The organism is Roseateles depolymerans (assembly GCF_003387155.1).
Taxonomy (GTDB): domain Bacteria; phylum Pseudomonadota; class Gammaproteobacteria; order Burkholderiales; family Burkholderiaceae_C; genus Roseateles; species Roseateles depolymerans.
Map to the genome: position 1 here is coordinate 1,220,115 of NZ_QUMT01000001.1, position 25,566 is coordinate 1,245,680.

General features: G+C 63.8%; 24 protein-coding genes. 17 read left to right on the forward strand and 7 right to left on the reverse strand.

Translation table 11 applies throughout. The features are described from left to right. Positions 1–290: 290 nt before the first annotated feature. The 6 genes from DES44_RS05395 to DES44_RS05420 all read left to right on the forward strand — a co-directional run bounded on the left by DES44_RS05395 (position 291) and on the right by DES44_RS05420 (position 8,152). Entirely contained in the window at positions 291–3,233 is a 2,943-nt protein-coding gene (locus DES44_RS05395) for a glycoside hydrolase family 9 protein (protein WP_116001315.1), read from the forward strand. 87 nt (positions 3,234–3,320) lie between these two features. Next, positions 3,321–6,290, forward strand: coding sequence for a glycoside hydrolase family 48 protein (locus DES44_RS05400; RefSeq protein ID WP_058935885.1), 2,970 nt, complete (start codon positions 3,321–3,323; stop codon positions 6,288–6,290). Positions 6,291–6,351: 61 nt separating this feature from the next. Further along, positions 6,352–6,921 carry a LemA family protein gene (locus DES44_RS05405; RefSeq protein WP_058935884.1) on the forward strand — a complete coding sequence of 190 codons (570 nt, stop codon included), beginning with the start codon at positions 6,352–6,354 and terminating at the stop codon, positions 6,919–6,921. A 34-nt stretch (positions 6,922–6,955) separates the two neighbouring features. After that, positions 6,956–7,363 (forward strand): ankyrin repeat domain-containing protein, encoded by a 408-nt coding sequence (locus DES44_RS05410; protein WP_058935883.1) that lies wholly within the window; start codon positions 6,956–6,958, stop codon positions 7,361–7,363. Between the two features lie 4 nt (positions 7,364–7,367). Then, positions 7,368–7,820 (forward strand): hypothetical protein, encoded by a 453-nt coding sequence (locus DES44_RS05415; RefSeq protein ID WP_058935882.1) that lies wholly within the window; start codon positions 7,368–7,370, stop codon positions 7,818–7,820. 47 nt (positions 7,821–7,867) lie between these two features. After that, entirely contained in the window at positions 7,868–8,152 is a 285-nt protein-coding gene (locus DES44_RS05420; RefSeq protein ID WP_157592973.1) for a hypothetical protein, read from the forward strand. Positions 8,153–8,309: 157 nt separating this feature from the next. Here the strand turns inward: DES44_RS05420 and DES44_RS05425 are convergent, their stop codons facing one another. Beyond that, the gene (locus DES44_RS05425; RefSeq protein ID WP_058937505.1) at positions 8,310–8,702 is read right to left on the reverse strand and encodes a tautomerase family protein; all 393 of its coding nucleotides are present in this window, start codon (positions 8,700–8,702) and stop codon (positions 8,310–8,312) included. A gap of 95 nt (positions 8,703–8,797) precedes the next feature. Here DES44_RS05425 and DES44_RS05430 point away from each other — a divergent pair, with 95 nt between their 5' ends. Continuing rightward, positions 8,798–9,622, forward strand: a complete 825-nt coding sequence (locus DES44_RS05430) for a LysR family transcriptional regulator (protein ID WP_083525721.1) — start codon at positions 8,798–8,800, stop codon at positions 9,620–9,622. A gap of 303 nt (positions 9,623–9,925) precedes the next feature. Then, positions 9,926–11,335: a 30S ribosomal protein S12 methylthiotransferase RimO gene (gene rimO, locus DES44_RS05435; protein ID WP_058935879.1), complete on the forward strand. Its 1,410-nt coding sequence runs from the start codon at positions 9,926–9,928 to the stop codon at positions 11,333–11,335. A 9-nt stretch (positions 11,336–11,344) separates the two neighbouring features. Here the strand turns inward: rimO and DES44_RS05440 are convergent, their stop codons facing one another. Next, positions 11,345–12,565, reverse strand: coding sequence for a hypothetical protein (locus DES44_RS05440; RefSeq protein WP_147306960.1), 1,221 nt, complete (start codon positions 12,563–12,565; stop codon positions 11,345–11,347). 61 nt (positions 12,566–12,626) lie between these two features. Continuing rightward, a complete protein-coding gene (locus DES44_RS05445) occupies positions 12,627–13,709 on the reverse strand; it encodes a hypothetical protein (RefSeq protein ID WP_058935877.1) in 1,083 nt (360 codons plus the stop codon). 169 nt (positions 13,710–13,878) lie between these two features. Between DES44_RS05445 and DES44_RS05450 the strand changes: the two genes are divergently transcribed. Continuing rightward, positions 13,879–15,075, forward strand: a complete 1,197-nt coding sequence (locus DES44_RS05450) for a PLP-dependent transferase (RefSeq protein WP_058935876.1) — start codon at positions 13,879–13,881, stop codon at positions 15,073–15,075. Between the two features lie 13 nt (positions 15,076–15,088). On the opposite strand, the gene smpB is transcribed toward DES44_RS05450, so the two are convergent. Next, positions 15,089–15,559, reverse strand: coding sequence for an SsrA-binding protein SmpB (smpB, locus tag DES44_RS05455; protein WP_058935875.1), 471 nt, complete (start codon positions 15,557–15,559; stop codon positions 15,089–15,091). Positions 15,560–15,673: 114 nt separating this feature from the next. On the opposite strand from smpB, the gene DES44_RS05460 reads away from it, so the two are divergent. Together DES44_RS05460 and DES44_RS05465 are read left to right on the forward strand one after the other, a co-directional pair. After that, positions 15,674–16,141 (forward strand): type II toxin-antitoxin system RatA family toxin, encoded by a 468-nt coding sequence (locus tag DES44_RS05460; protein WP_058935874.1) that lies wholly within the window; start codon positions 15,674–15,676, stop codon positions 16,139–16,141. Further along, positions 16,128–16,463, forward strand: coding sequence for an RnfH family protein (locus DES44_RS05465; protein ID WP_058935873.1), 336 nt, complete (start codon positions 16,128–16,130; stop codon positions 16,461–16,463). The genes DES44_RS05460 and DES44_RS05465 overlap by 14 nt, the downstream gene beginning before the upstream one ends. Before the next feature lie 71 nt (positions 16,464–16,534). Here DES44_RS05465 and DES44_RS05470 read toward each other — a convergent pair whose 3' ends face one another. Then, complete coding sequence (locus DES44_RS05470) at positions 16,535–17,014, reverse strand: DUF4124 domain-containing protein (RefSeq protein WP_058935872.1); 480 nt, start codon at positions 17,012–17,014, stop codon at positions 16,535–16,537. Between the two features lie 91 nt (positions 17,015–17,105). Between DES44_RS05470 and guaB the strand changes: the two genes are divergently transcribed. From guaB to DES44_RS05495, 6 genes are all read left to right on the forward strand, one after another. Continuing rightward, entirely contained in the window at positions 17,106–18,578 is a 1,473-nt protein-coding gene (gene guaB, locus DES44_RS05475; protein WP_058935871.1) for an IMP dehydrogenase, read from the forward strand. 3 nt (positions 18,579–18,581) lie between these two features. After that, positions 18,582–19,841 (forward strand): MFS transporter, encoded by a 1,260-nt coding sequence (locus DES44_RS05480; protein WP_233441634.1) that lies wholly within the window; start codon positions 18,582–18,584, stop codon positions 19,839–19,841. 48 nt (positions 19,842–19,889) lie between these two features. Then, positions 19,890–21,494 (forward strand): glutamine-hydrolyzing GMP synthase, encoded by a 1,605-nt coding sequence (guaA, locus tag DES44_RS05485; protein ID WP_058935870.1) that lies wholly within the window; start codon positions 19,890–19,892, stop codon positions 21,492–21,494. A 422-nt stretch (positions 21,495–21,916) separates the two neighbouring features. Then, positions 21,917–22,408, forward strand: a complete 492-nt coding sequence (locus tag DES44_RS24470) for a hypothetical protein (RefSeq protein ID WP_147306961.1) — start codon at positions 21,917–21,919, stop codon at positions 22,406–22,408. 72 nt (positions 22,409–22,480) lie between these two features. Beyond that, positions 22,481–22,615, forward strand: coding sequence for an RHS repeat-associated core domain-containing protein (locus tag DES44_RS05490; RefSeq protein WP_233441642.1), 135 nt, complete (start codon positions 22,481–22,483; stop codon positions 22,613–22,615). A 303-nt stretch (positions 22,616–22,918) separates the two neighbouring features. Beyond that, the gene (locus DES44_RS05495; protein ID WP_058937503.1) at positions 22,919–23,242 is read left to right on the forward strand and encodes a hypothetical protein; all 324 of its coding nucleotides are present in this window, start codon (positions 22,919–22,921) and stop codon (positions 23,240–23,242) included. A 208-nt stretch (positions 23,243–23,450) separates the two neighbouring features. Here DES44_RS05495 and DES44_RS05500 read toward each other — a convergent pair whose 3' ends face one another. Both DES44_RS05500 and DES44_RS05510 read right to left on the reverse strand, forming a co-directional pair. Then, complete coding sequence (locus tag DES44_RS05500) at positions 23,451–23,879, reverse strand: DUF4279 domain-containing protein (protein WP_170156605.1); 429 nt, start codon at positions 23,877–23,879, stop codon at positions 23,451–23,453. Positions 23,880–24,664: 785 nt separating this feature from the next. After that, entirely contained in the window at positions 24,665–25,561 is an 897-nt protein-coding gene (locus DES44_RS05510; RefSeq protein ID WP_083525719.1) for an AraC family transcriptional regulator, read from the reverse strand. Positions 25,562–25,566 lie beyond the last annotated feature (5 nt).

Genomic DNA, 25,566 nt, shown 5'->3' on the forward strand with positions numbered 1-25,566 from the left:
GCTCATCGCCGGACCCCCTGTCCGGACGATTGTCCTGATGCACTGAAGGCTGCGTCTCCCCTCCTGACGCAAGTGACAGTGCCGCCAGAACAGCGTGCGTATCGAGACGGCCAAGTCCTTGGCCTTTTTTCTCTCTCGATCTGACAACGTTGTCTACAACGAGCGAACCAAGCGTTTTCCATCGGGGTCAAGCGTCGTGCCAGGAGCTCCTGCCAAAGGGCCCAGGCGGGCAGCTGCATGCCGGTTGTGCAGCTGCTTCGAGTCACCACAGCAACCCGGAGACAAGCAGTATGAAGACATTGATTCAAACGCGTCGTGGACGGACGCGATGGGCAGCGCCATGCCTGGCATTGGTCCTGGCGGCCTGCGGCGGCGGCGATGGCTCGCGCAGCACGGCCAGTGCAGACGCAGGGCCGGGCGCGAAGGCCCTGAGCACGAAGGCCACGCCGCAGGCGACTACAGCACCCGCCTACAACTATGCCGAGGCGCTGCAGAAGTCCATCCTGTTCTACGAGGCGCAGCAGTCCGGCAAGAAGCCGGAATGGAATCGCGTCAGTTGGCGGGGCGACTCACGCCTGACCGATGGCAGCGATGTGGGCCTGGACCTGACGGGCGGCTGGTATGACGCCGGCGACCACGTCAAGTTCGGCTTCCCGGCTGCCTGGACGGCCACGCAACTGGCCTGGGGGGCGCTGGAGTTCGAGGCCGGCCACAAGGACGCCGGCCAGTACGACGCCCTGCTGCGCAACCTGCGCTGGATCAACGACTATTTCATCAAGGCCCACCCCAGCGCCAATGTGCTGTACGGACAGGTGGGCAATGGCAGCACCGACCACAGCTGGTGGGGACCGGTGGAGGTCTATCCGAAGGCAGCCCCGGCCTACAAGATCGATGCCACCTGCGGCGGCTCCGATCTGGCCGGTGAGACCGCTGCCGCCATGGCCGCCGCTTCCATGGTGTTCAAGACCAGCGACCCGGCCTATTCGGCCACGCTGCTGACCCATGCCAAGCAGCTCTACACCCTGGCGGATTCCAAGCGCCAGAAGTACGTCGAATGCATCACCGATGCACAGGGCTACTACAACTCCTGGTCGGGCTTCTTTGACGAGCTGGCCTGGGGCGCCATCTGGCTCTACCGGGCCACGGACGACGCCAGTTATCTGGCCAAGGCGGAGAGCTTCGTCACCACCGGTGCCGGCGGTTTCGGCTCGGAAGGGCAGACCAGTTATCTGCCCTACAAGTGGACGCAGGACTGGGACAGCAAGCATTACGGCAGCTACCTGCTGCTGGCGCGACTGACCGGCAAGCAGAAGTACAAGGACGCCATCGAGCGCAATCTCGCCTACTGGACCACCGGCACGCCGGAAGGAGAGCGGGTGACCTACACGCCGGGCGGGCTGGCCTGGCTGTCGCAATGGGGCTCGCTGCGGTATGCGCTCAATGAGTCGTTCATTGCCATGGTCTACGCCAAGGACGTGGCAGACGCCACCAAGCAGCAGCGCTATCGCGACTTCGCCATGCAGCAGCTGAACTATGCGCTGGGCAGCAATCCGCGCAACAGCAGCTATCTGATCGGCTTCGGCGCGAATTCACCGCAGCATCCTCATCACCGCACGGCGCATGGGTCCTGGGCGGACAGCCAGACGCTTCCGGCCAACCATCGGCATGTGCTGTATGGGGCGCTGGTCGGCGGGCCGGGGGCCAATGACGGCTACACCGATTCGATCTCCGACTACGTCTCCAATGAAGTCGCCATCGACTACAACGCCTCCATCGTGGGCGTGCTGGCCGGGGCGCAGCAGCTGTTCCCGGGCAGCGTGCCGCTGGCGAATTTCCCGCAGGTAGAGGTGGCCAGCGAGGATGAGTTTTTTGTCGAAGCCGGCATCAACAGCGCGGGCACGACCTACACCGAGGTCAAGGCGGTGGTGAACAACCGCAGCGGCTGGCCCGCCAAGGTGACGGACAAGCTGAGCCTGCGCTACTACGTGGACCTCAGCGAAGTGTTTGCCGCCGGTCGCACGGCCGCCGACATCAAGGTGAGTTCCAACTACAGCGACGGCGGCGTGGCCCGTGGGCTGGTGCGCTGCGGCAGCAGCAACCTGTTCTATGCGGTGGGGGACTTCTCCGGCACCAAGGTCTACCCCGGCGGGCAGTCCGCCTACAAGAAGGAAATCCAGATCCGCATTGCCGCGCCGGACAGCACCAGCTTCTGGAATCCGTCGAACGACCCGTCCTATGCGGGACTGGCCAGCAATGGCAGCGCACCGGTCAAGGTGACAGGCATCACCTTGTATGACGAAGGCCGCAAGGTCTGGGGCACCGAGCCGACCGCCTGCGGCGGCGTCGCAGTGCCGGTGCCTGCCACGCCAACGGGACTGAGCGCCACGGCCGGCATTGGCAGCATCAGCCTGAGCTGGTCGGCGGCCACCAACGCCACCGGCTACACCGTGAAGCGGTCCACCACCGGCACGGCCGGCAGCTTCGCCCTGCTGGCGTCGCCCACCGGCACCAGCTATGTCGACAGCGGCCTGGCCGGCAGCACGCGCTACTACTACACGGTCAGCGCGCGCAATGACAGCGGCGAGAGTGCAGCCAGTGATGTGGTTTCCGCCAGCACGCCTGCCGGTCCGCCTGCGGCGCCCGCGCCCACGGCGGCTGCCGGGGATGGACGGGTGACGCTGAGCTGGTCGGCAGTGACCGGCGCGGCGAGCTACGAGGTCTCGCGCGCCAGCAGCGCCACCGGCAGCTACACGTCCCTGGCCAGCGGTCTCACGGCGCTGAGCTATGTGGACACGGGCCTGACCAACGGCACGGCCTACTTCTACAAGGTGGGCGCGCGCAACACGGCGGGCGTGAGTCTGTCCGACCCGGTCTCGGCCACCCCGGTGGCGCCGGGCGGCGGCAGCAGCGCCTGCACCTTGACCCTGGACACCACCAATGACTGGGGCAGTGGCCAGGTCTTCCGTCTGCTGCTGAGCAATGCCGGCACCACGCCCATCACCAACTGGGGCGTGAGCTTCACCGAGAGCAACAGCATCACGGTGAGCAACAGCTGGAGCGGCACCTTCGTCGCCACCGGCAACAAGGTCAGCTTCACGCCGCAGAGCTGGAATGCCACGGTGGCTGCCGGCGGCAGTACCGATGCCGGCATGCAGCTGAGCTACAGCGGGACCAAGCCCATGCCCAGCGCCGTCGTGATGACGGGCGCGAGCTGCCAGGTCCTCATCAAGTAAGTCCGTTCCCATTCACCCCCAAAGGCCCGTCATTCGTGACGGGTCGGGGGTTACTCACGCCCGAAATCCGGGTCATAGGAGACAACCATGTTCCGTTTTCCCCGCAAGGCCTTGCTGGCCGCCGCTCTGGTCGCTGCGTTTGGGGCCCATGCCCAGACCGACTACAACCAGCGCTTCCTGCAGCAATACAACAAGATCAAGAACCCCGCCAACGGCTACTTCAGCCCGGAAGGGGTGCCTTACCACTCGGTGGAGACCTTGATTGTCGAAGCGCCGGACCACGGCCACGAGACCACGTCCGAGGCCTACAGCTTCTGGATCTGGCTGGAGGCGCAGTACGGCCGGGTCACGGGCGACTGGGGTCCGCTGAATGCAGCCTGGGCCAACATGGAAAAGTACATCATTCCCGCACCGGCGGACCAGCCGACCAACAGCTTCTACAACGCCACCAAGCCGGCCTCGTACGCCGGGGAATATGCACTGCCGAAGAACTATCCATCCCCGCTGGAATTCGGCACCCCGGTGGGACAGGACCCGATCGGCAATGAGCTGGCCACCACCTACGGCAGCCGCGACATCTACGGCATGCACTGGCTGATGGACGTGGACAACTGGTATGGGTATGGGCGCTGCGGCGACGGCGTGACCAAGCCGGCCTACATCAACACCTTCCAGCGCGGCGCCCAGGAATCGGTGTGGGAAACGGTGCCTCATCCGTCCTGCGAGACCTTCAAATGGGGCCGCACGGGCGGGAACCAGGGATTCCTGAGTCTCTTCACCGGTGATTCCAACTACGCCAAGCAATGGCGCTACACCAATGCGCCCGATGCGGACGGCCGCGCCATCCAGGCCATTTACTGGGCCAACATCTGGGCGACCGAACAGGGCAAGGGCGCCCAGGTGGCCGACCTGGTCAAGAAGGCCGCGAAGATGGGCGACTTCCTGCGCTACGCGATGTTCGACAAGTACTTCAAGCGGATTGGCAATTGCGTGGGGCCTACCACCTGCCCGGGCGGCACCGGCGCTGCGGACAGCAATGGCCTGCGCGACAACCAGCACTACCTGATGTCCTGGTATTACGCCTGGGGCGGTGCGCTGGACTCCTCCGCGGGATGGGCTTGGCGCATCAGCTCCTCCCACAACCACTTCGGCTATCAAAACCCGATGGTGGCGTGGGCGCTGTCCACCCAGCCGGCCTTCAAGCCTTTGTCGCCCTCGGCCTCCGGCGATTGGGGCAAGAGCTTCCAGCGGCAGATGGAGTTCTACCGCTGGCTGCAGTCCGCCGACGGCGCCATTGCCGGCGGCGCGACCAACAGCTGGAACGGCAATCATGAGCAGCCGCCCGCCGGCACGCCGACCTTCTACGGCATGTTCTATGACGAAGCCCCGGTCTATCACGACCCGGCGTCCAACACTTGGTTCGGCTTCCAGGTGTGGTCCATGCAGCGGGTGGCCGAGCTCTACTACGTGAGCAATGACGCGCAGGCCAAGGCGCTGCTGGACAAGTGGGCCGCATGGGCCATTGCCAATACGCGGCTGCTGGCGGATGGCACCTATGAGATTCCATCGACCCTGCAATGGTCCGGCAAGCCGGATACGTGGAACCCTGCCAACCCCGGCAGCAATGCCAACCTGCGGGTGACGGTCACGGAGTTCACCAATGATGTGGGCACCGCCGCCGCCTATGCCCGTACCCTGAGCTACTACGCGGCGAAGTCCGGCAATGCAGCCGCGAAGAACACCGCGCGTGAACTGCTGGACCGCATGTGGGCGAAGTATCAGGACAGCAAGGGCCTGGCGGTGGGTGAGAAGCGCAAGGACTATCTGCGCTTTGACGACCCCTACAACGCCGCGACCGGCGATGGCGTCTATGTGCCGCCGGGCTGGACCGGCACCAATGCGCAGGGGGCCGTCATCGATGCCAATTCGACCTTCCTGAGCATCCGGCCCAAGTACCAGCAGGACCCGGATTTCGCCAAGCTGAGCGCCTATCTGGCCGGTGGACCGGAGCCGACCTGGGTGTACCACCGCTTCTGGGCGCAGGCGGACATCGCGCTGGCACAGGCGGACTATGGGCGGCTGTTCCCGGCCACGGGGCCATCCATCGTGGTGTCCAAGTCCAGCGTGACGGTGCCGGAAGGTGGCGCGGCCAGCTTTGGGGTGTCGCTGTCGGAGAAGCCGGCGGGCACGGTGACCGTGTCTGTGGCCAAGGCGGCTGGAGGGGATGCCGACCTGGCCACGGCCACGCCGTCCCTGGTCTTCACGCCGGACAACTACGCAACGGCGCAGACGGTGACCGTCACGGCGGCGAAGGATGCCGACGCAGTCAATGGCACCGCCACCTTCACCCTCAGCGCTGCCGGTCTGAACGGGGCCAGCGTGCTGGCGACCGAGCAGGACTTGGACATCGTCGTGCCGGTGGAGTTGGTGGTGTCTTCGGCGGCGGTGTCCGTGCCGGAGACCGGGACCCAGAGCTTCACCGTGAAGCTCGCGTCGGCACCCACCGGCAACGTCACCGTCACGGTGGCGCGGACGTCGGGGGACACGGACATTTCCGTGTCCAGCGGCGCAAGCCTGGTGTTCACGCCGGCCACCTGGAACACGGCCCAGACGGTGACCCTGGCCGCCGCCAAGGACGCTGATTCGCTCAACGGCGTGGCCACGATCAGCATCAGTGCCACGAATGCCGTCACCCGGACGGTCACCGCCACGGAGATCGACAACGACGTGAAGAACTGCGCCGTGGTGTTCGACACCAGCAATGACTGGGGCAGTGGCCAGGTGCCGAGCATCCGACTGAGCAACCTGGGCACGACGCCGCTGAGCAATTGGTCGCTGACGTTCACCGAAAGCAATGCGTTCACGCTCAGCAATTCGTGGAGCGGCACCTTCTCGGTCAATGGTCGGACCATCACCATCACGCCGGTGGCCTGGAATGGGACGATTGCGCCCAACAGCTCGGTGGATCTGGGCATGCAGCTCAGCTATTCCGGCGCCAAGCCGGTGCCGACCGGGCTGACCTGGGTGGGCCAGAGCTGTGACATCACGGTGAAGTAAGGCAGGGGAGGGCGGCGCCCTGCTGGTGCCGCCCTCGTTCCACACAAGAGGGAGACAAGTGATGAACAAGACCATCTTGGCCGCTGCTGGAGCGGGCGCTGTGGCGGCGGCCGCCTGGGTGGGCTGGACCGCGGACCAGCTTCAGCAGCAGGATCGCGACCTGCTGGCCCGCTGGGCGGAGGTGCACGCTGCGGAGCAGGCGCAGTTCTCGGAAGTTCCGGTGGTGTTGGCGCTGGTCGATCAGAAGGCCGCGGTGGACCCCAGTGTCAGGGCTGGCGCCCGGGCGCGATGCGGCTCGCTTGGGGAGTTCGACAACGGGACTGTGTTGATGGACGATGAGCAGCGGTTTGATCGCTACAAGCAGGTCCGGGCGGAATGCACCGGTCAGTTGTTCCGGTTGATGGCGGCCGTGCGGGCAGACCCGGCGCTGTGGTCTGACGCGCATGTACGGGGCCTGTATCAGTCGATGACGCAGGGGCAGACTGCCGTGGATGCGGCGCGGTACCGATACCGGCATGCATTGAAGTCCTACAACGCGCAGGTGCAGGGTCTGCCCACCCGCGTGGCTGCGGTGGTGCTCGGCTACCGCGAACGGCCGGATTTTGTGAGGCTGGCGCAGCAGGGCGCGTGAGGGCAATGGCTGGATAGGATGCCAGAATCACAGGATGACTCGCATCGATCCAGCGCTCGACCTCGACGCCATTCTGTTTGAAGCCGCAGCGGCGCTGTTTCCCAATGAGGATCCGCCGCCGCACATCGACGTGCATGCGCGTGACGCGATGGGCGACACGCCGCTGCATGTGATGCTGATGCAAGGGAATGAAGCAGCGGCGTTGGTGCTGATCCGCCAAGGAGCGGATGTGAATGCGGCCGGGGAGATGGAAGAGACCCCGCTGCATGTGGCGGCCCGGCATTCGAGCGCCGAGACGATTGGCGCCTTGCTCCAGGCCGGTGCGCGGGTGGACCTACAGTCCGCTTTTGGCCAGACGGCCCAGAGCCTGGCCGAGGAGTTGCAAAGGGCGGACGTGTTCAGGGCGGGGCTGCTGGTTGCGAAGCGGCGGAAAGGGAGCTGAGCGTATGGACATGAAGTCCCCACAACTGCACTTGCGATTTGTGCCGGACACTGACCAGACCGGTGAGCTGTTCGTTCACGCAGAGAGCGAAGGTTTCGCTGGCGCCGCTTCGGCATGGTTCCACTTCCGGGAGATCCGCGAGTTTGGGGTACTGCTGACCGCGCGTTGCCCCTTGCCGCCGGGCGAGACCTTGACCTTGAAAGGTGGTTACTGGGAGACGGGGACGCAGCGTCCTCGGCTTGAAGAAACGCTGGTTGGTCTGACCGTCTATGCCGTCGGCACCACCGGCACAATGGCCGTCAGCGTGGAGCTCATGGATGGGACGTATGAGGGCCAGCGAAAAGCGTCGAGAGCCCAGGTCCGACTGGAGATCTTGACCGACTGCAGCACGCTCCGAACCTTCGGGGAGGCCATTGCGGGCCTTGTGCAGGGCGGCGAGCGTACGGTGGGCTTGTAGCGCGCTGCGATGAGATGCTGACGTCCCAACATCCATTTGAAGGCCGAATGCACCCTCCGAACCTCCTGAGCGCTTGCCTGTTGTGCGTCACAGCATGGGATGAAACAGCAGCCTGGTTTCCTGGCATGGGCAGCTATGTCGAAGAGCAGTTCTTTCGATTGCTCCAGCTTAGCTCCCCCATGTCGCGGGCCCAGGCAAAAACACTGGTGAAGAAGATTGCCGCGAGAGAGCCGTTTGAGGTGCTTCTGATGAAGGCAACCCACGCCCAGGGAATGGCCCACCTTCTGCAAAGCATTGGCGGGCAGGTGAGCATTCGACGCTGTGGTGACTAAGGGGCCCTGCGGCGACTCCTCGTTGCACCGGTGGACTACACCGAAGAAGCCTACGTTGTGGCCGACCTGAGACAGTCCGGTGGAGCGTATGCGGAAGCGAAAGCGGCGTCCGCATCGCGGGAGGAACCCAGAGGGCGAGAGCCAATGTGCCAAGGGATCAGGCGTGCTGGTATCGATGCTCTTGTGTTTCGCCGCCCCACCCATAAGCGGCCGCACGAGCGTCGATGACGTAGATGTAGGAGTGATCGGCAACGCCTCCGAGAAGGCGATTCATCTCTTCATGCACGTCTCGCATGTACCTGGCCTTCTCCGCCTTCGTGTTGGTTTCGTCGGTGATGCTCACACTCCAGTGATAGCTGCGTTTCGTGCTGGCGGTGAGAACACTGCCGGCGATGAACCAGCGCGAAGCGGCGATGAAGTCGATGACGACCGCGGTGAGGGCAGGGTCCTTGCCGAGAATCCGCGCCGTCAGCTCGGACGCTGAAGCGGCGATCTTTGCTGCGAGGCTATCGTCTGGGTCACCAGAGACCTGGATGTGAATGTAGGGCATGCTGAGCTCCATGAAGTCTTTAGGAGTGGCCACTGTCGGTCTGATGTACTTTCCAGACAAGCGATAAACTTTTGGTCAACTCTTCAGAATCGCTGATGAATCATCTCGACCCCCTCTGGCTTCAGTCTTTTGTTGCGATCGCCGAGACGGGCTCCATCACGCGTGCTGCGCGGCAGGTTCATCGGACGCCATCGGCGATCAGCATGCAGCTGCGGCAGCTCGAGTCATCTCTGGGCGCTGAGCTGGTCCAGCGAACGACTCGCAGTCTTCAGCTGCTTCCAGCGGGTGAACGACTCCTTCCCTACGCCCGCTCTCTGCTCGATCTGCAGGCACAGGCACGTCGCGCACTTCAAGCGCCCCACCGTGACGAAGCGCCTTGGCGTCTCGGTTTCAGTGAGTACTTCGTTCCCCATCGCCTCAGGGCGCTGCTGGACCTGCTGAAGGAGCAGGTGCAGGGCGCCCGTCTGGAAATACTCTGGGCCCCGTCTGCGCAACTGCAAGACCTGTGGCAATCCGGTCAAGCGGATTTGGTGGTCTTGACCGCAAACACCCCAATCGATGGTGGGCGGCTGATTCGCAGAGAGCCGATTTCATGGGTGGCGGCGAAGGGATGGGCATCACAGGGCCCCGCGCCGCTGGTGCTGCTCGGTCCGGAATGTCCCATCCGGCAACGTGCGCTCGAAGCGCTGGATCGAGGCAGGCGCGACTACGAACTACGCTTGTCGTGCAGTGGCAGCCAGGCGGCTGTGTCGGCCATTCGCTCAGGCTGGGGAGTGGGATGCCTCAACGCCTCGGCTGTCCCGCCTGACCTGCAGGTGCTGAAGCAAGGCTGGCCCTCTGTCGGACACATTGACTTCTGGGGCGCGGCCAGCGCCCGTGCGGACGGGCTCCTCAGGGAATTACAGTCTTGGTCCCGCTGAGTGACACGGGCCTTGTACCGATCGACTCGAATCGCGCAGCTCACCCGACTTCGCCAGGCTCGCAGACTTCCGCGCTTCGTGCCTGCCATCCTGCCCGGACAAACGTTTATTTGGGCAATTCTTCGGCACGCGCAAAGATGGAAGCGGGCATTCGGTCAATTGAAAGCATGGTTGCCGGCTCAACGTTCTGATGATCCCGTCACAGCTTCGCGCCCCCTGGTCGCCCCTGCGCGCAACGGATTCCAGCCCGCTCGTCTACAATACCGGCCCAGCCCACCAGCCAGTTAGCCCGGCGGAAGTCAAATGGAATCAACAACTTACACCCCCGCCGCCGACTCGTCCAAGGCAGCGCCCAAGATCGGTTTCGTGTCCTTGGGTTGCCCCAAGGCCTTGACCGACAGTGAACTGATCCTCACCCAGCTGCGCGCCGAGGGCTACGAAACCTCCAAGACCTTCGCCGGCGCCGACCTGGTGATCGTCAACACCTGCGGCTTCATCGACGACGCCGTCAAGGAAAGCCTGGACACCATCGGCGAAGCGCTGGCGGAAAACGGCAAGGTGATCGTTACCGGCTGCCTGGGTGCCAAGTCCGGCGCCAACACGGACAACCTCGTCCGCGAAATCCACCCCAGCGTGCTGGCCGTCACCGGTCCCCACGCCACCCAGGAAGTCATGGACGCGGTGCACACCCATGTGCCCAAGCCCCACGACCCGTTCATCGACCTGGTGCCCGAAGCCCGCGGTGTCGCTGGCATCAAGCTCACCCCCAAGCACTACGCCTATCTCAAGATCAGCGAAGGCTGCAACCACCGCTGCAGCTTTTGCATCATCCCCAGCATGCGCGGCGACCTGGTGTCCCGCCCCATCGGTGATGTGCTGTCCGAAGCGAAGGCGCTGTTCGAATCCGGCGTCAAGGAACTGCTGGTCATCAGCCAGGACACCAGCGCCTACGGCGTGGACGTGAAATACCGCACCGGCTTCTGGGACGGCAAGCCGGTCAAGACCCGCATGTTCGACCTGGTCGCGCAGCTGGGCGAAATCGCCAAGCCCTATGGCGCCTGGGTCCGTCTGCATTACGTGTATCCCTACCCGCATGTGGACGAAGTGCTGCCGATGATGGCCCAGGGCCTCATCCTTCCCTATCTGGACGTGCCGTTCCAGCATGCCCACCCGGACGTGCTCAAGCGCATGAAGCGCCCCGCCAACGGTGAGAAGAACCTGGAGCGCATCCAGCGCTGGCGCGAGATCTGCCCCGAACTGATCATCCGCTCCACCTTCATCGCCGGGTTCCCCGGTGAGACGGAGGAAGAATTCCAGTACCTGCTGGATTTCATGCGGGAAGCGCAGATCGACCGCGCCGGCTGCTTCGCCTACTCGCCGATCGACGGCGCCCCCGCGAATGCCTTGCCGGGCGCGCTGCCCGACGAGGTGCGCGAAGAACGTCGCGCTCGCTTCATGGCTGTGGCCGAGGAAGTCTCCATTGCCAAGCTGCAGCGCCGTGTCGGCGCCACCATGCAGGTCATCATCGACAGCGCCCCGGCCCTGGGCCGCAAGGGCGGCGTCGGCCGTTCCTACGCCGATGCGCCGGAGATCGACGGCACGGTCCGCCTGCTGCCGCCGGAAAAGGCCAGCAAGCAGCTCAAGGTCGGCGAATTCACCCGCGCCCGCATCGTGGGCGTGGAAGGCCATGACCTGATCGCGCTGCCGATCTGACCCTGCGTCTCAGCGGCCGGGTTCGCCCTCTGCCGCCTGCATCAGCTCCAGCAGCGGGCCGAATCGCGCAGGCGCAGCGGCCAGTTGCCCACTGGTGGCTTCCCGCAGCTTGGCCAGCGATTCGGCCGCGTACGGCTCCGTCGGGTCGGCCCCCACGCTTTCCAGAAACGCGGTCCGGTCCGCGCTGCTCATGCTGACCAGAATCGCGCGATAGAAGCAGTCGCCGCCGGCCGGTACCGGCACGCGCTGACCGTTGATGTGCGCCGAATAGTGCCCCTCTCCGGCGTTCAGCAGCAGCGTAACCGGTGCTTTGCCGTCAGCCAGCGGCGGTCCGAACTCGTCCAGCATCGCGCCCTGCATGTTGCGAATGTGCAGTGAACATCCCGTCGGCCAGCCCGGCAGGGTGACGATGACGTGGGGCACGATCTCCCCACCCAGGCCCCGCCATTCGTGCAAGGTGCGGATCTCCAGCGCCGCTTGCGCCACCAGTGCAGCTTGCTGCGGAGTCGCCCTCGGCGGCCGCTGCGGTGCCTGCGGCTTCGGCGTCGCCTGCGGCTTCGGTGGGGTCTGCGGCTTCGGTGGGGTCTGCGGCGGCGGCGTTGCCTGCGGCTTGGCCAGTGCCGGCGGCCTCGCCGGTGCCGGCCGTGCGGGCCGTGCTGGCGGTGTCAGCGGCGTGGTGGACTTGGCCGGCTCTGCCGCTTCTGCCGCCTGCGGGGCGCTCGAACCCTGCTCAGACATCAAGCGCGACTCGAGCGCCCGATTGATCGTGTTGATCCACGGATAAATGCGCATGCGCACGTCGTCATAGACCTGCGGGTGCCGGGCGGCGTCGGGATTGAAGTCTGGCGACTCCGCCAGGGTGCACAGTTCGCGCCAGAGTTGGCGGCTGGTGCAGACGGCGTTCTGGATCAGCTTCGCTTCGGCGAGGGTGACGGAGTGGATCCGCCTGAGCATGTCCTGCCGCACGAGCGGCTGCTGCACCATGTCGTGGTCTTTCGCAAGCTTCTTCGGATCGACCGACAGGAACCAGAGCGCAGCATCCGTGATCAAGGACTCGATCACTTTGAACGCGTTTTTCGTCGGTGCCGGTGCACGGGGATCGGCAGCGACGCCGACGTCCAGCAGGCGCTGCGCGATGTTGCTGAGCTGATGCTGCAGGCGCTCGAGCGCTTTCTGCTCTTGCGGGTTCAGATTCAGGGTGTGGCCGTCGCCCAGCGCATAGGCATGCACCGGCGCGCCGGAAGGGGTGGTGGTGTGGGTGTACATGAGGATCTCCTGATGGGGCGGCGCATCAACGCTGGGCGGCAGTCTTCTTCAGCTGCAACAGTTCCAGCAGCGGTCCGAACTGCTCGGGGTGACCCGCCAGTTGCTGGCGGGTGGCCTCTCTCAGGCTCGTGATGGACGCGTCCCCGAAGGCATCGCCGGGGTCGCCGCCGACGCTCTCCAGCAGCGCGCTGCGCTCCGGAACCGTCAAGCTGGTCAGCAGGGCGCGGTAGAAGCTGTCGCCCACCGCCGGCGTCGGTACTTGGCGGCCATTGCAGACGCCCCAGTGCTTGCCCCCTGTGCGGTCCACCAGCACGGTGACCGGCTCCTTGCCTGGTTCCTTGCCCGGCGCGGGTCCCGGACCGGCGGCTTGCAGCTTCTGTCCGTCCACGCTCAGCACCTGAAGCGGACGTCCCTTCGGCCAGCCCGGCAGTGTGACGACCAAGTGCGGCGCGATGTCCGCGCCCAGCTCGCCTCCGTCATTGATCCGGCTCATCTGCTGCGCCACGGTCGCCACGAGAGCGACTTGTTGCGGTGTCGGCTTGCATGCCGGCAGCTCTGCCTGGGGCGCCGTGTCATGGACCGATGCCGTGGGCAGCGCGCGCAGGAGGGTGTTGATCCAGGACAGGAAGCGAAAGCGCATCGCGTTGTACTGCTCTGTACGGATCGGCGGCAGCGGGTTGAGATCCACCGACGGCGACAGCTTGCAAAGTCCCCTCCAAAGTTCTCCGTTGTGGCAGATGCTGTCGCGCAGCAGGTTCGCTTCGCTCGGATGGAGCTGTCCGACCATGTCCAGCAGAGCCTGGTTCTTCGGTGCCGTCTGGCTCATGGCGTCGTCCTGCACGATCGCCTCCAGATCCACGGAAAGCATCCAGATGCCAATTTCCATGATCAAGGTTTCAATCAGGTGGGTCACGAATTCCGTCGGTGCGGTCGCTTCTCTGCCTGCTTGCATGCCAAACGCCAGGGCCTTGTCGCTGATCTGGCCGAGCTTGAGGTGCAGACGGTCCAGTTCGCGTTGCTCCATCTCCGTCAACCGCACGGTGCGGCCGTTGTCCAGCTCGTGGGCGTAAGGGGGCGTACGAAACGCGTAGTTGAGATTGGTGAACATGAGAACTCTCCAGAAGGTGTCGATGACGAGGGTTCTCGCTCAGTGGGTGTCAACTGACAGTTGATTCGCATGACAACTTGCGCCGCTGCGGCTCGGGGTGCCGACCTGCGTTAACCTGTATGAGAGAGCCCTCAGCCAGCTCGTGACCTCGACTCTTCAGGAGCATTTCTTGACCAAGCGCGGCAAGTCCACCGAACTGATCCATCACGACTACCAACCGCCGACCGGGTGGGGCGCGGTGCCGGTGCCTGTCTACAAGGCCTCGACGGTGCTGTTTCCGGACACGGCGGCGCTGCATCGCCCCCGATCAAGGGAAGCGGTCACCTATCGCTACGGGCTGCAATGCACGCCCGGCAGCCTGACGCTGGCTGCGCGGATCGCAACGCTGGAGCAGGCGCAGCACTGCGTGCTGGTGCCCAGCGGCCTGGCGGCCATCACGCTGACCAGCATGAGCTTGCTCAAGCCCGGAGATGAAGTGCTGCTGCCCGACAACGTCTACGGGCAGAACCGTCACGTCACCACCGGCTTGCTGAGCCGGCTGGGCATCCAGCACCGCTTTTATGACCCGCTGGATGCGGCAGCCTTTGAAGCGATGCTGTCCGATCGCACGCGACTGGTCTGGCTGGAGGCGGCCGGTTCCATCACGATGGAGTTTCCGGACGTGCTGGGGCTGCTGCGCGCCTGCCAGGCCCGCGGCGTGCTGACGGCCATGGACAACACCTGGGGCGCCGGCATGGCCTTCAACGCCTTTGAGCTGGCGCCCGGGCTAGGGGTGGATGTCTCCATGCAGGCGCTGACCAAGTTCGCCTCTGGCGGGGCGGATGTGTTGATGGGAGCGGTCTGCACCCGCAATGCCGATTTGCATCGCCGGCTGGACGAGATGTACGAGTTCCTCGGCTACGGGGTTGGCCAGAACGATGTGGAGGCGGTGCTGCGCGGCCTGCCCAGCCTGGCGCTGCGGTACCGGGCGCAGGAGGCGACGGCCCTGGACCTGGCCCGGTGGATGCAGCAGCAGCCGGCGGTGGCGCGGGTGCTGCACCCGGCGCTGCCCGGCTCGCCCGGCCATGAATACTGGAAAGCGGTCAGCCCAGCGGGGTCCAGTTGCCTGTTTTCGGCAGTGTTCAAGCCGGGCTACTCCGCCAGGCAGGTGGATGCCTTCGTGGATGCCTTGCGCTGTTTCGGCATCGGCTATTCATGGGCGGGTCCGATGAGCCTGGCCGTGCCCTACGACCTTTCGCGCAGCCGTTCACTGCCGCTGCCCTGGACGCCGCAGGAGGGCGGCACGCTGGTGCGCTTTGCCATCGGGCTGGAGGACGTCGAAGACCTGCGCGCAGATCTGGCCCAGGCCCTGACGCTGCTGGGCTGAGACGGGCGGCGCCTCAGTCCTTGGACGCGGACGGCCCGCTCACCTTGTGGCGCATCAGGCGGCCCTTCTCGCGTTCCCAATCGCGCTTCTTCTCGGTCTCGCGCTTGTCATGCTGGGCCTTGCCCTTGGCCAGCGCGATCTGGGCCTTCACCCGGCCGCCCTTGTAGTGCAGGTCCAGCGGGATCAGGGTGAAGCCGCGCTGCTCCACCTTGCCGATCAGCCGGCGGATTTCCGCTCGGCCCATCAGCAGTTTCTTGGTCCGGTCCGCCTGCGGGCTCACATGGGTGGAGGCGGTGCGCAGCGGGTTGATGCGGCAGCCGATGAGGAACAGCTCACCGTCGCGGATCAGCACGTAGCCGTCCGGCAACTGCACCTGGCCGGCACGGATGGCCTTGACCTCCCAGCCTTCCAGCACGATGCCAGCCTCGTACTGCTCTTCGATGTGATATTCGAATCTGGCGCGTCGGTTTTCTGCGATGGACATGCGGTGGGGATCGGTTGGGATCCGTTGGGATCTGTGTGGGGTGAGGCGATGAAACTGCGGGGGGACCGCGGGCTTTCATGAGACGCCTACAATCCCTGCATTCTAAGAAGTGTCATGAAGCAAGTTAGGAAGACCGTCCTTCTCTGGTATTCACCCCGCGAGATCTATGACCTCGTCACCGCGGTTGAACGCTACCCAGAATTCCTGCCCTGGTGCTCCGCCGCCGAGGTGCTGGAGCGCCACGACGACGGCATGACCGCCAAGTTGTCCCTGGCCTACGCCGGATTGCGCCACGCCTTCACCACCCGCAACACGCATGAGCTCAACAAGCGCGTGCGCATGCAATTGGTGGACGGGCCGTTCTCCATGCTGGACGGGGACTGGCAATTCCTGCCCCTGAACAAGCCGGGAGCTCCCGCAGATGGGGGCGAACCGCAGGCTTGCAAGATCGAGTTCGAGCTGCGCTATGCGTTTTCCAGCTTCGCGCTGGAAGCGGTGGTGAGCCCGGTCTTCGACCGGATCGCCAACACCTTTGTGGACAGCTTCGTCAAACGGGCGGAGCAGGTGTATGGGCCCCGCTGAGACGGCGGGCTCGCTGGCCGTCGAGGTGCTATGGAGCCCCGAGCGCGGGCAGTGGCGTCGCATGACGCTCTCCCTGCCAGAGGGCAGCACAGTGGTGGAAGCCCTGCGCGCCAGCCAGTGGTTCGACGAAGCGGCCCTGCGCACCCTCAAGACCGGCATCTGGAGCAAGCTGCGCCCGCTGGACACCCCCCTGCGCCAGGGCGACCGGGTGGAGGTCTACCGTCCGCTGACGGTCGATCCCAAGGAGGCGCGGCGCCAGCGTTATCAGGCCACCGGCCGGCGCATCGTCACGCGCCACCGACCGCTCGGAAAAAAGGCCTGACGCCCTGGAGCGCCAGGCCTTGATTTGCGCCTTGGCAGACCTGTGACAGCGGTAGCCGCTGCTCACATTTCTTACTTGCAGGACACCGAAATCACGGTCTGGGCCTGCTTCATTTGCGTCTGCCGGGCGGCGTCATCCAGCACGACGGCTTCGCCCTTGTCGTTGGTCTGACGGATCCGGATGCCCGATTCCAGCATTTTCAGCTGGTCCTGAGCCTGGCGGCAGTTCTCCGCGTTCTGCTCGGCGCGGCGCTTGTCTTCAGCGGCCTTGCGTTCCTTTTCCGCCTTGGCGGCATCGCTGGCGGACTTGCCGGGAGCGGCTGCGGAAGCCGGGGCCGAGGCCGCCGCCGCAGGGGCCGACATCGCGCGCAAGGCCGATGCCGACGGGCGTGCAAGGATGTCCTTCTCCGCCACGTGGCCCGGAGGAGGGCGGTCGCTGTATTGCACGCGGCCATCAGCATCTCGCCACTTCCACTGGGCCTGCGCAGCGGGGGCCAGGGACAGCAGCATGGCGCCGCACAGCAGGCTCAAGGGGAGGATCTTGGCAGTCATGGACTTTTGAAATGGACCTGGAATTAAAGGGGCTGGCACGAGTGTACGTCGCACTTCTCTATAATGCGCCTTTGCGTCTGGAGCTTCCCACATGCGCCTACTCGGAAAAGCGCTCACCTTCGACGATGTGTTGCTGGTGCCGGCGTTCTCCCAGGTGTTGCCGCGCGACACCAGCCTTGCCACCCAATTCACGCGTGGCATCCGCCTGAACCTTCCTCTTGTGTCCGCTGCCATGGACACCGTCACCGAAGCGCGTCTGGCCATTGCCATCGCCCAGGAAGGCGGTATCGGCATCGTCCACAAGAACCTCACGCCGCAGCAGCAGGCGGCGGAAGTGGCCCGGGTCAAACGGTATGAGTCGGGCGTCCTGCGCGACCCCATCACCATCACCCCCGAGACCACGGTCCGCCAGGTCAAGGCGCTGAGCGAACAGCACGGCATCTCCGGCTTCCCGGTGCTGGTCGGCCCCAAGGTCGTGGGCATCGTCTCCGGCCGCGACCTGCGCTTCGAAACGCGCATGGACGCCCCGGTCAGCGAGATCATGACCCCGGCCGAGCGGCTGATCACCGTCAAGGAAGGCGCTTCGCTGACCGAGGCCAAGGCCCTGATGCACAAGCACAAGCTGGAACGCGTGCTGGTCATCAACGACGCCTTTGAACTTCGCGGCCTGATGACCGTGAAGGACATCACGAAACAGACGAATTTCCCCAATGCCGCCCGTGACGACCACGGGAAGCTGCGCGTCGGCGCTGCCGTCGGCGTGGGCGAGGGCACCGAGGAGCGGGTCGAACTGCTCGTGCGGGCCGGCGTGGACGCCATCGTCGTGGACACGGCCCACGGCCACAGCTCCGGCGTGATCGAGCGGGTGCGCTGGGTCAAGAAGAACTATCCCGGCGTGCAGGTCATCGGCGGCAACATCGCTACCGGGGCTGCGGCCCTGGCGCTGGTGGAAGCGGGCGCGGACGCGGTCAAGGTCGGTATCGGCCCGGGCTCCATCTGCACCACCCGCATCGTGGCCGGTGTGGGCGTTCCCCAGATCACCGCCATCGACTTTGTCGCCACCGCCCTGAAGGGCACCGGCGTGCCGCTGATCGCGGACGGCGGTATCCGCTACTCCGGTGACATCGCCAAGGCCGTGGCCGCTGGCGCCAGCACCGTGATGATGGGCGGCATGTTCGCCGGCACCGAGGAAGCACCGGGCGAGGTCATCCTCTTCCAGGGCCGCAGCTACAAGAGCTACCGCGGCATGGGCTCCATCGGCGCCATGAAGGCCGGCTCGGCGGACCGCTACTTCCAGGAAAACGACGAGACCACCAACCCCAACGCGGACAAGCTGGTGCCGGAAGGCATCGAAGGCCGGGTGCCGTACAAGGGGTCGATGCTGGCCATCGTCTACCAGATGGCCGGCGGTCTGCGCGCTTCCATGGGCTACTGCGGCTGCGCCAGCATCGAAGACATGCATGAGCGCGCCGAGTTCGTGGAAATCACCGCAGCCGGTATCCGTGAGAGTCACGTCCACGACGTGCAGATCACCAAGGAAGCGCCCAACTACCGCATGGAGTGAGGCTTGTCCGACTCGGATCGCTCCGACGCACATGGCGGCCGCAAGGCCGCCATGTCGTTCATTCTGATCGCAGTGCTGATCGACATGGTGTCGATCGGCCTGATCATTCCGGTCCTGCCCATGCTGGTGGGCACCTTCACCGAGTCGGAACGCCAGCACACGCTGGCACAGCTGGCCGTGGCGTTTGCCTTCGGCCTGGCCAATTTCTTCGGGTCGCCCATCCTGGGCGGCCTGTCCGACCGCTTCGGCCGCCGCAAGGTGATGCTGGTGGGCTTCAGCGGCCTGGCGCTCAGCTTCTTCGTCACCGCCATGGCCCAGGCGCTGTGGATGCTGGTGGTGGTGCGCCTGTTCTCCGGGGCGATGCAGGCCAATGCCGCCGTCGCCAATGCCTATGTGGCCGACATCACGCCGCCCGCGGACCGGGCCAAGCGCTTTGGCATGCTGGGCGCGGCGTTTGGCATGGGCTTCATCCTCGGCCCGGTGGCCGGGGGGCTGCTCGGCAGCATCGACCTGCATCTTCCTTTCTTCGTGGCCGGCACCCTGGCACTGCTGAACTGGTGCTATGGCTTCTTCGTGCTGCCGGAGTCGCTCCCGCCCGAACACCGCCGCCCCTTCAACTGGCGGCAGGCCAATCCGCTGGCGTCGCTGTCGCGGGTGCGGGACCTGCGGGGCGTTGGGCCCCTCATCTACGTCATCGCCTGCTCCGGGCTGGCCCAGCTCATCATCCAGACCTGCTGGGTGCTCTACAACCAGCACAAATTCGGCTGGGGCCCGCGCGAGAACGGACTGTCGCTGTTCGCCGTGGGGCTCATGGCGGTCATCGTCCAGGGCGGCCTTCTGCAGCCGCTGATTCGCTGGTTGGGCACCCGCCGCCTGGTGCTCATCGGCCTGAGCTCCGCCATCGTCACCAATCTGGTGTGGGGCATGGCCCAGGAAGGCTGGATGATGGTGGGCATCATCTTCTTCAACATCGCCGGTTTTGCGGCGCCGACGGCCTTGCAGAGCCTCGTCTCCAACGCTGCCGATGCGCGCAACCAGGGCGAGACCATGGGCGCCGTGGCGGCCATCAACAGCCTGATGGCGGTGCTGTCTCCCATCTGCGGCCTGGGCCTGATGGCGCTGGTGGCCGAACTGCCCAAGACCGATTGGCGGCTGGGCGCTCCCTTCTATTTCTGCGCGGCGCTGCAACTGCTGTCGCTGTATTTTTCCTGGCGGCACTTCCATGAAGTGCCCGTCGAAGCGGCCGCTCCGGCCAAGGCCTGACCCGTTGGCCGCCGCTCCCCTCGATTTCTTCGCTCTTCATCGCTGACCATGCACGACAAAGTCCTCATCCTCGACTTCGGCTCCCAGGTGACCCAGCTGATCGCACGTCGTGTGCGGGAAGCGCATGTCTACTGCGAGATTCATCCCAACGATGTCAGCGACGATTTCATCCGCGGCTACGCGCCCAAGGCCATCATCCTGTCGGGCAGCCATGCCTCGACCTATGAGGACCACGAACTGCGCGCCCCGCAGGCGGTGTGGGACCTGGGTGTGCCGGTGCTGGGCATCTGCTACGGGATGCAGACCATGGCGGTGCAACTGGGCGGCAAGGTGGAGTGGAGCGACCACCGCGAGTTCGGTTACGCCGAAGTCCGCGCGCATGGCCACACGAAGCTGCTGTCGGGCCTGCAAGACTTCGCCACGCCGGAAGGCCACGGCATGCTCAAGGTCTGGATGAGCCACGGGGACAAGGTCACCGCGCTGCCGGACGGCTTCAAGCTGATGGCGTCCACGCCGAGCTGCCCCATCGCCGGCATGGCGAACGAAGAAAAGCATTACTACGCCGTCCAGTTCCACCCAGAAGTGACGCACACCCAGCAGGGCGCGGCCATGCTCAACCGCTTCGTGCGGGAGATCGCCGGTTGCAAGGGTGACTGGATCATGGGCAACTACATCGAGGAAGCTGTCCAGAAGATCCGCGAGCAGGTGGGCGATGAGGAAGTCATCCTGGGGCTGTCTGGCGGGGTGGACTCGTCCGTGGCGGCGGCGTTGATCCACCGCGCCATTGGTGAACAATTGACCTGCGTGTTTGTGGACCACGGCCTGCTGCGTCTGAATGAAGGCGACATGGTGATGGACATGTTCGCGGGCAAGCTGCACGCGAAGGTGATCCGTGTGGATGCCAGCGAACTGTTCCTGGGCCAACTGGCAGGCGTCACCGATCCGGAGCGCAAGCGCAAGATCATCGGCGGCCTGTTCGTGGACGTGTTCAAGGCCGAGGCGGAAAAGCTCAAGGCCAGCGGCGGCGGCCACAAGGGCGCGACCTTCCTGGCGCAGGGCACCATCTACCCGGACGTGGTGGAAAGCGGCGGCACCAAGACCAAGAAGGCCACTACCATCAAGAGCCACCACAACGTGGGCGGGCTGCCGGAGCAACTGGGTCTGAAGTTGCTGGAGCCGCTGCGCGAGCTGTTCAAGGACGAGGTGCGCGAACTGGGCGTGGCCCTGGGCCTGCCGCCCGAGATGGTCTACCGCCATCCGTTCCCGGGCCCCGGCCTGGGGGTGCGCATTCTGGGTGAGGTGAAGAAGGAATATGCGGACCTGCTGCGCCGCGCCGACGCCATCTTCATCGAAGAACTGCGCAACACCCGCGACGAGGCGACCGGCAAGAGCTGGTACGACCTGACCAGCCAGGCCTTCACCGTGTTCCTGCCGGTGAAGAGCGTGGGGGTGATGGGGGACGGCCGCACCTATGACTATGTGGTGGCGCTGCGTGCGGTGCAGACCAGCGACTTCATGACCGCGGATTGGGCGGAACTGCCCTATAGCCTGCTCAAGCGGTGCTCGGGGCGGATCATCAATGAGGTGCGAGGCATCAATCGGGTGACGTACGACGTGTCGAGCAAGCCGCCGGCGACGATTGAGTGGGAATGATCATGCGTCTGGCATGAGCTGGCGACTGCTGGCAGAGAACGAACGTAAGCCCGCGTCACTGCGGGCTTTTTTCTTTGGTTCTCAGATCAACATGTGTTCGGTGGCCCCTTGCGGTGCGGTCAGTTCGTTCAACTGACAGAGGGCGGACTTTAGTCAGCGACGGGCTCAACGTGTCATAGGCAGCACTCGGTCCAGTTGCTCCTGCGTCAGGGTCTAGGCCTTGACGAGTTGGAGGTCGTGGTCGTACTCACAAAGTCGGATATCTCGACCTCTATTGCTGCTAGTTGCGAAGCGTTTGTCGAAGAGCGAATGGCTCAGGAGTTGGCGACAGGCGTGCGCCCTGCAATTGATGCTATTCGAAGATATTGGGATGTACCAGGACGACACATCAAATAAGGTTGTAAATTATGCGAAGCCTTTTAGTGGCTATAATTCTCATTTTCCAGAGCGGAGTCGCCGCTGCAATAGCTGACTGCAAAACTCCGCAAGGGATTGAATCAGGTGTCATCCTGACATTTAAAGGGGAAACAAGGCAGGGAAAGTCTAGTTCTGCACGCTACAGGCTGGAGAATCAAAGCGCGTCGCCAATAACAGTGTGGGTATTGGAGCTTGACGGCATAATTTATTTTTCTGGCGCCTCGGTTGGACATCAATATCCTGACATCAATGGTGCTTGGGTGCCTCACATTCATTCGGCTGGAAGTGAATTTGACGCAAGGCGTTATGCCATAAAATCATATGAGACTTTGGAGGTTAATTGTGTATTGCCGGCAGAAAGCGCTTTACGGTTTGCTGGCGGAATGGCTCGCCTGGTCGTTAAATTTGAAGAGAATGAATTGTGTGTGTATTCAACAACGCTGAAAGCAAAATTCTCCAAGTCCAAATTTGAAGGAATTGAGCGACCAGGAAGATAAAATCGAGTTCCTCGACTACGGCCGGCGTACACGTCGTATGTTCAAAGTGACCCGATTGGGCTTAATGGTGGCATCAATACCTATGCCTATGTCGAAAACAATCCCGTCGCCTCGATCGATGGGTGGGGACTTGTTAAAATTCCTGGTATTCCAGGTGTCGATGGGAGAAACGTCGGTACTTGCAAACCCCGGGCCAGACGCTACTGAATTTCGGCCTGAGCACGCTCCAGACCACATACATTTGGGCGCAAATGATGGGCCTCGAGTGCGTACGGAGGATTTCAAACCGCTAGCCAAGCATGACGCTAAAAAGCTATCGCGTAAGCAAATCAAGTTTTGCGAAGAGTTAGCCGAAGAGTCCAAGGGTAAGATTCGAAAAGCACAAAAGTCCGTTTTCAAGCACGGTCGAGTGATTCTACAGCGTCAGGGCTTGGGTACTCTTTCAATTGCAGCGGCGTGTAGAGCTGATCCTGTGTGGTGTGCAGATCAAATAGAAGCATGGGTGTTGCCATGAGCAAACTGCAGTTCATCGAATTGATGCAATTTCCCCCTGGGTGGATTTTGCTAGATATGTACCCCGATGAGTTATTTGAGTGGCAAGCCTCACGCTACAAGCCGGGGCATGAGAACGGGGCCGAGCACGATCGCAATGGAGCGTTTCACTGGTGGTTCCGCCGAAATCCTTCGAAAGATGAACTCAAAAAACTGGTTCAGCTTGCTGCGGCAGATCCTGACCCATTGCTTGGGGCCGACCTGCGTCGTTACATCCGAGAGGCAAAGGCATTCGATGAAGAGATAGCCAGACTAGAGTTCGATTTATTCTCTGGCCGGTGACATCGTTGTTTCAGAAGGCCGATCTAACGGGGGCTGTCTGAATTTCTGTGTTCGTGGCTCCATCTGGGCCCACTGAGTCAGGCCAGCCCACACCGGATATTACGTCGCAGGTCTTATGAACCGCTCGCCATAGGCAATGGCGATCTTTAATCGTTGAAGCTGGAAGGGTTGTGCGCTTTCCACGGCGCCGACTCGCCCGCAGGCAACCTCAAAATGTCGAACGGGTCGCTGGCGGTCGGGCGCCCGCGTCTTCTGAAAAGTAGGAAGACAGATGTACCGGCGCGCCAAAGGCCGCTAGCAACTCGAAAAGCTGCGCCGAGAACGTCATCGTGCGCCCGAATTCGGACTGGAAGCTCCCGCACCACCAGTAGACCGAGCACGTCTGGAAGTAAGGTTCCATGATGGGCCGCAGGGGCGCGACTTCTTCAAGCAAGCGCTGCAAACCCTCCTCGATCGACGGACAGTCTCGTCTGATTTCTCGACCGCTGAACGCCCACATGGACTTCGCCAGAACAGTCGGTCCTCGTCGATCGCCTTTGCGGCGCACGACGGAGGGCTGAAGGCCAAGATCAAGGGTCACCTGTTCAGGCGAAAGCGCCTCACCTTCAATTCGCAGATCGACCGTGTACTGATTCATGGTCATACATTGTGTCGCCGCCGAATAGTGCGGAAACCCATCTTTGTGGACACGACCTGATCTGCTCCTCCTCAAGGTCTCTGAGCATTCACATCCTCGCCAGTTCGAGCGAAGCATCGCCGTCCGTCCACCTGAACGTGGCGTCTGAGACTTGCGTTTGGACTCTCGGAAGTCACCGGGGTGCCTGTGGGTGATGCTGCGAGCGACAGCACCTTTCTCACGAACCATGGGGCCGCTACGAACAATTGCCAATATCCCACGGCGACGCCAGCGACGAATGCATGGGTAGTCCCGGCGTTGGCCCTGGCAGGGTTGGTTGCGCGCCTCTGCACGAGGGGATTGCGCAGCGGCAACTCCAGGCTAAAACGTCCGCTCAACGAGTCGTCGAGAAATGTCCATGATTCCGCGCCATCGAATCGACGGATCTGGACATGCTGAAGCAACTCCGGCGGGAACATACGCAGATTGACTGCCATGCCAGGCGTCTGGCTGGGGCCGCAAGGGCTCCCAGCGTGTGGCGCACCCGCAGACCTTGCACCGCATGGTGCGCAGGGTCTTCTATCCCCAGATGTATTCCACGAACGCTCCTGGCTCAGCACTGATTTCGACGGACGTCCAATCGAATACACCCCATAGGGCGCCCAGCCGTCGGCAAATGGAGCAGTTGCACTCGGTCGATCGGGAGGGAAGATGTCCACCTCTGGTGGATCTGCCTCCCAGACACCATCTGTTCCGCGGTCTCGATGCTCCCGTGCTGCCCGATCGCATCGAAGATGAACAACAGTTCATACGCCTCCAATGCCCCAGAGGCGATAGGTCCAGAACGATGGATCGGCCTTCACGCGTTTGAAAAGCGCCGCTGGCGTGAAGCCTGTGATCCTGCGCGCATGGCGAATCATGTGGGACTGGTCGGCGTAGCCGGCTGACGCGGCGACATCAGGCCAATCGATGTCCTCTTGGCCAGTGTCCTGAGCCAATGCTTCGAAGAAGGCGCGTTCGGCGCGTCCCATCGCGAAGAGCTCTCGGTGGGGAAGCCCCAGCCACTGCTTGAAGCGGCGCTCAAACTGGCGGGCGCTGCGCCCCTTGCCGCTCAAAGCCGCACGGCGGGCCAGATCCTCGCACCAGTCGTGGATGCGTTCGATCCGAGTCACTGACTGGGTTTGCTCTGCGCGCCACAGGGGACGGATGAACTGCTCGATTAGCATCATGCGAGTGGGGTCGTCCGACGCCAGCAGTACCTGCTGCAGGAAGTCATGCCACGACGGCGGCAGCACTTCATGCGCGTCCACCCACTGGTCCATCCACTGGCTGGCGTCCAGGCCAGTCAGGCGTCGCAATGCCTCAGGCCTGAAGTTCAGCATCAAGCCGTGAGACGGTGGTGCGCACCAAGTGGTCACAGGGCGACGTTGGGGCCCGTTGAAAGTGATGCGAGGAAGCGCGCGTCTGCGATGTGCTGAAGCCCGCTCTCCGCCGACATCGCACCACTCGCCCCGCCCTTGCATCCACCACGACAGCGTGCAGTAGGGCGATGCCGGGTAGTGGTTGTAGAAGTCGGCGTCAGCCCTGAGTTGCTCCGCATCGCAGCGCCTGGACATGGCCGCCACCACGCAGCCCGAAAGTTCATAGTGGGGCAGCCACAACTGGCCATCGCTGAGAGGAAGAGTGGAGGGGCTGAGCTGCATATCGG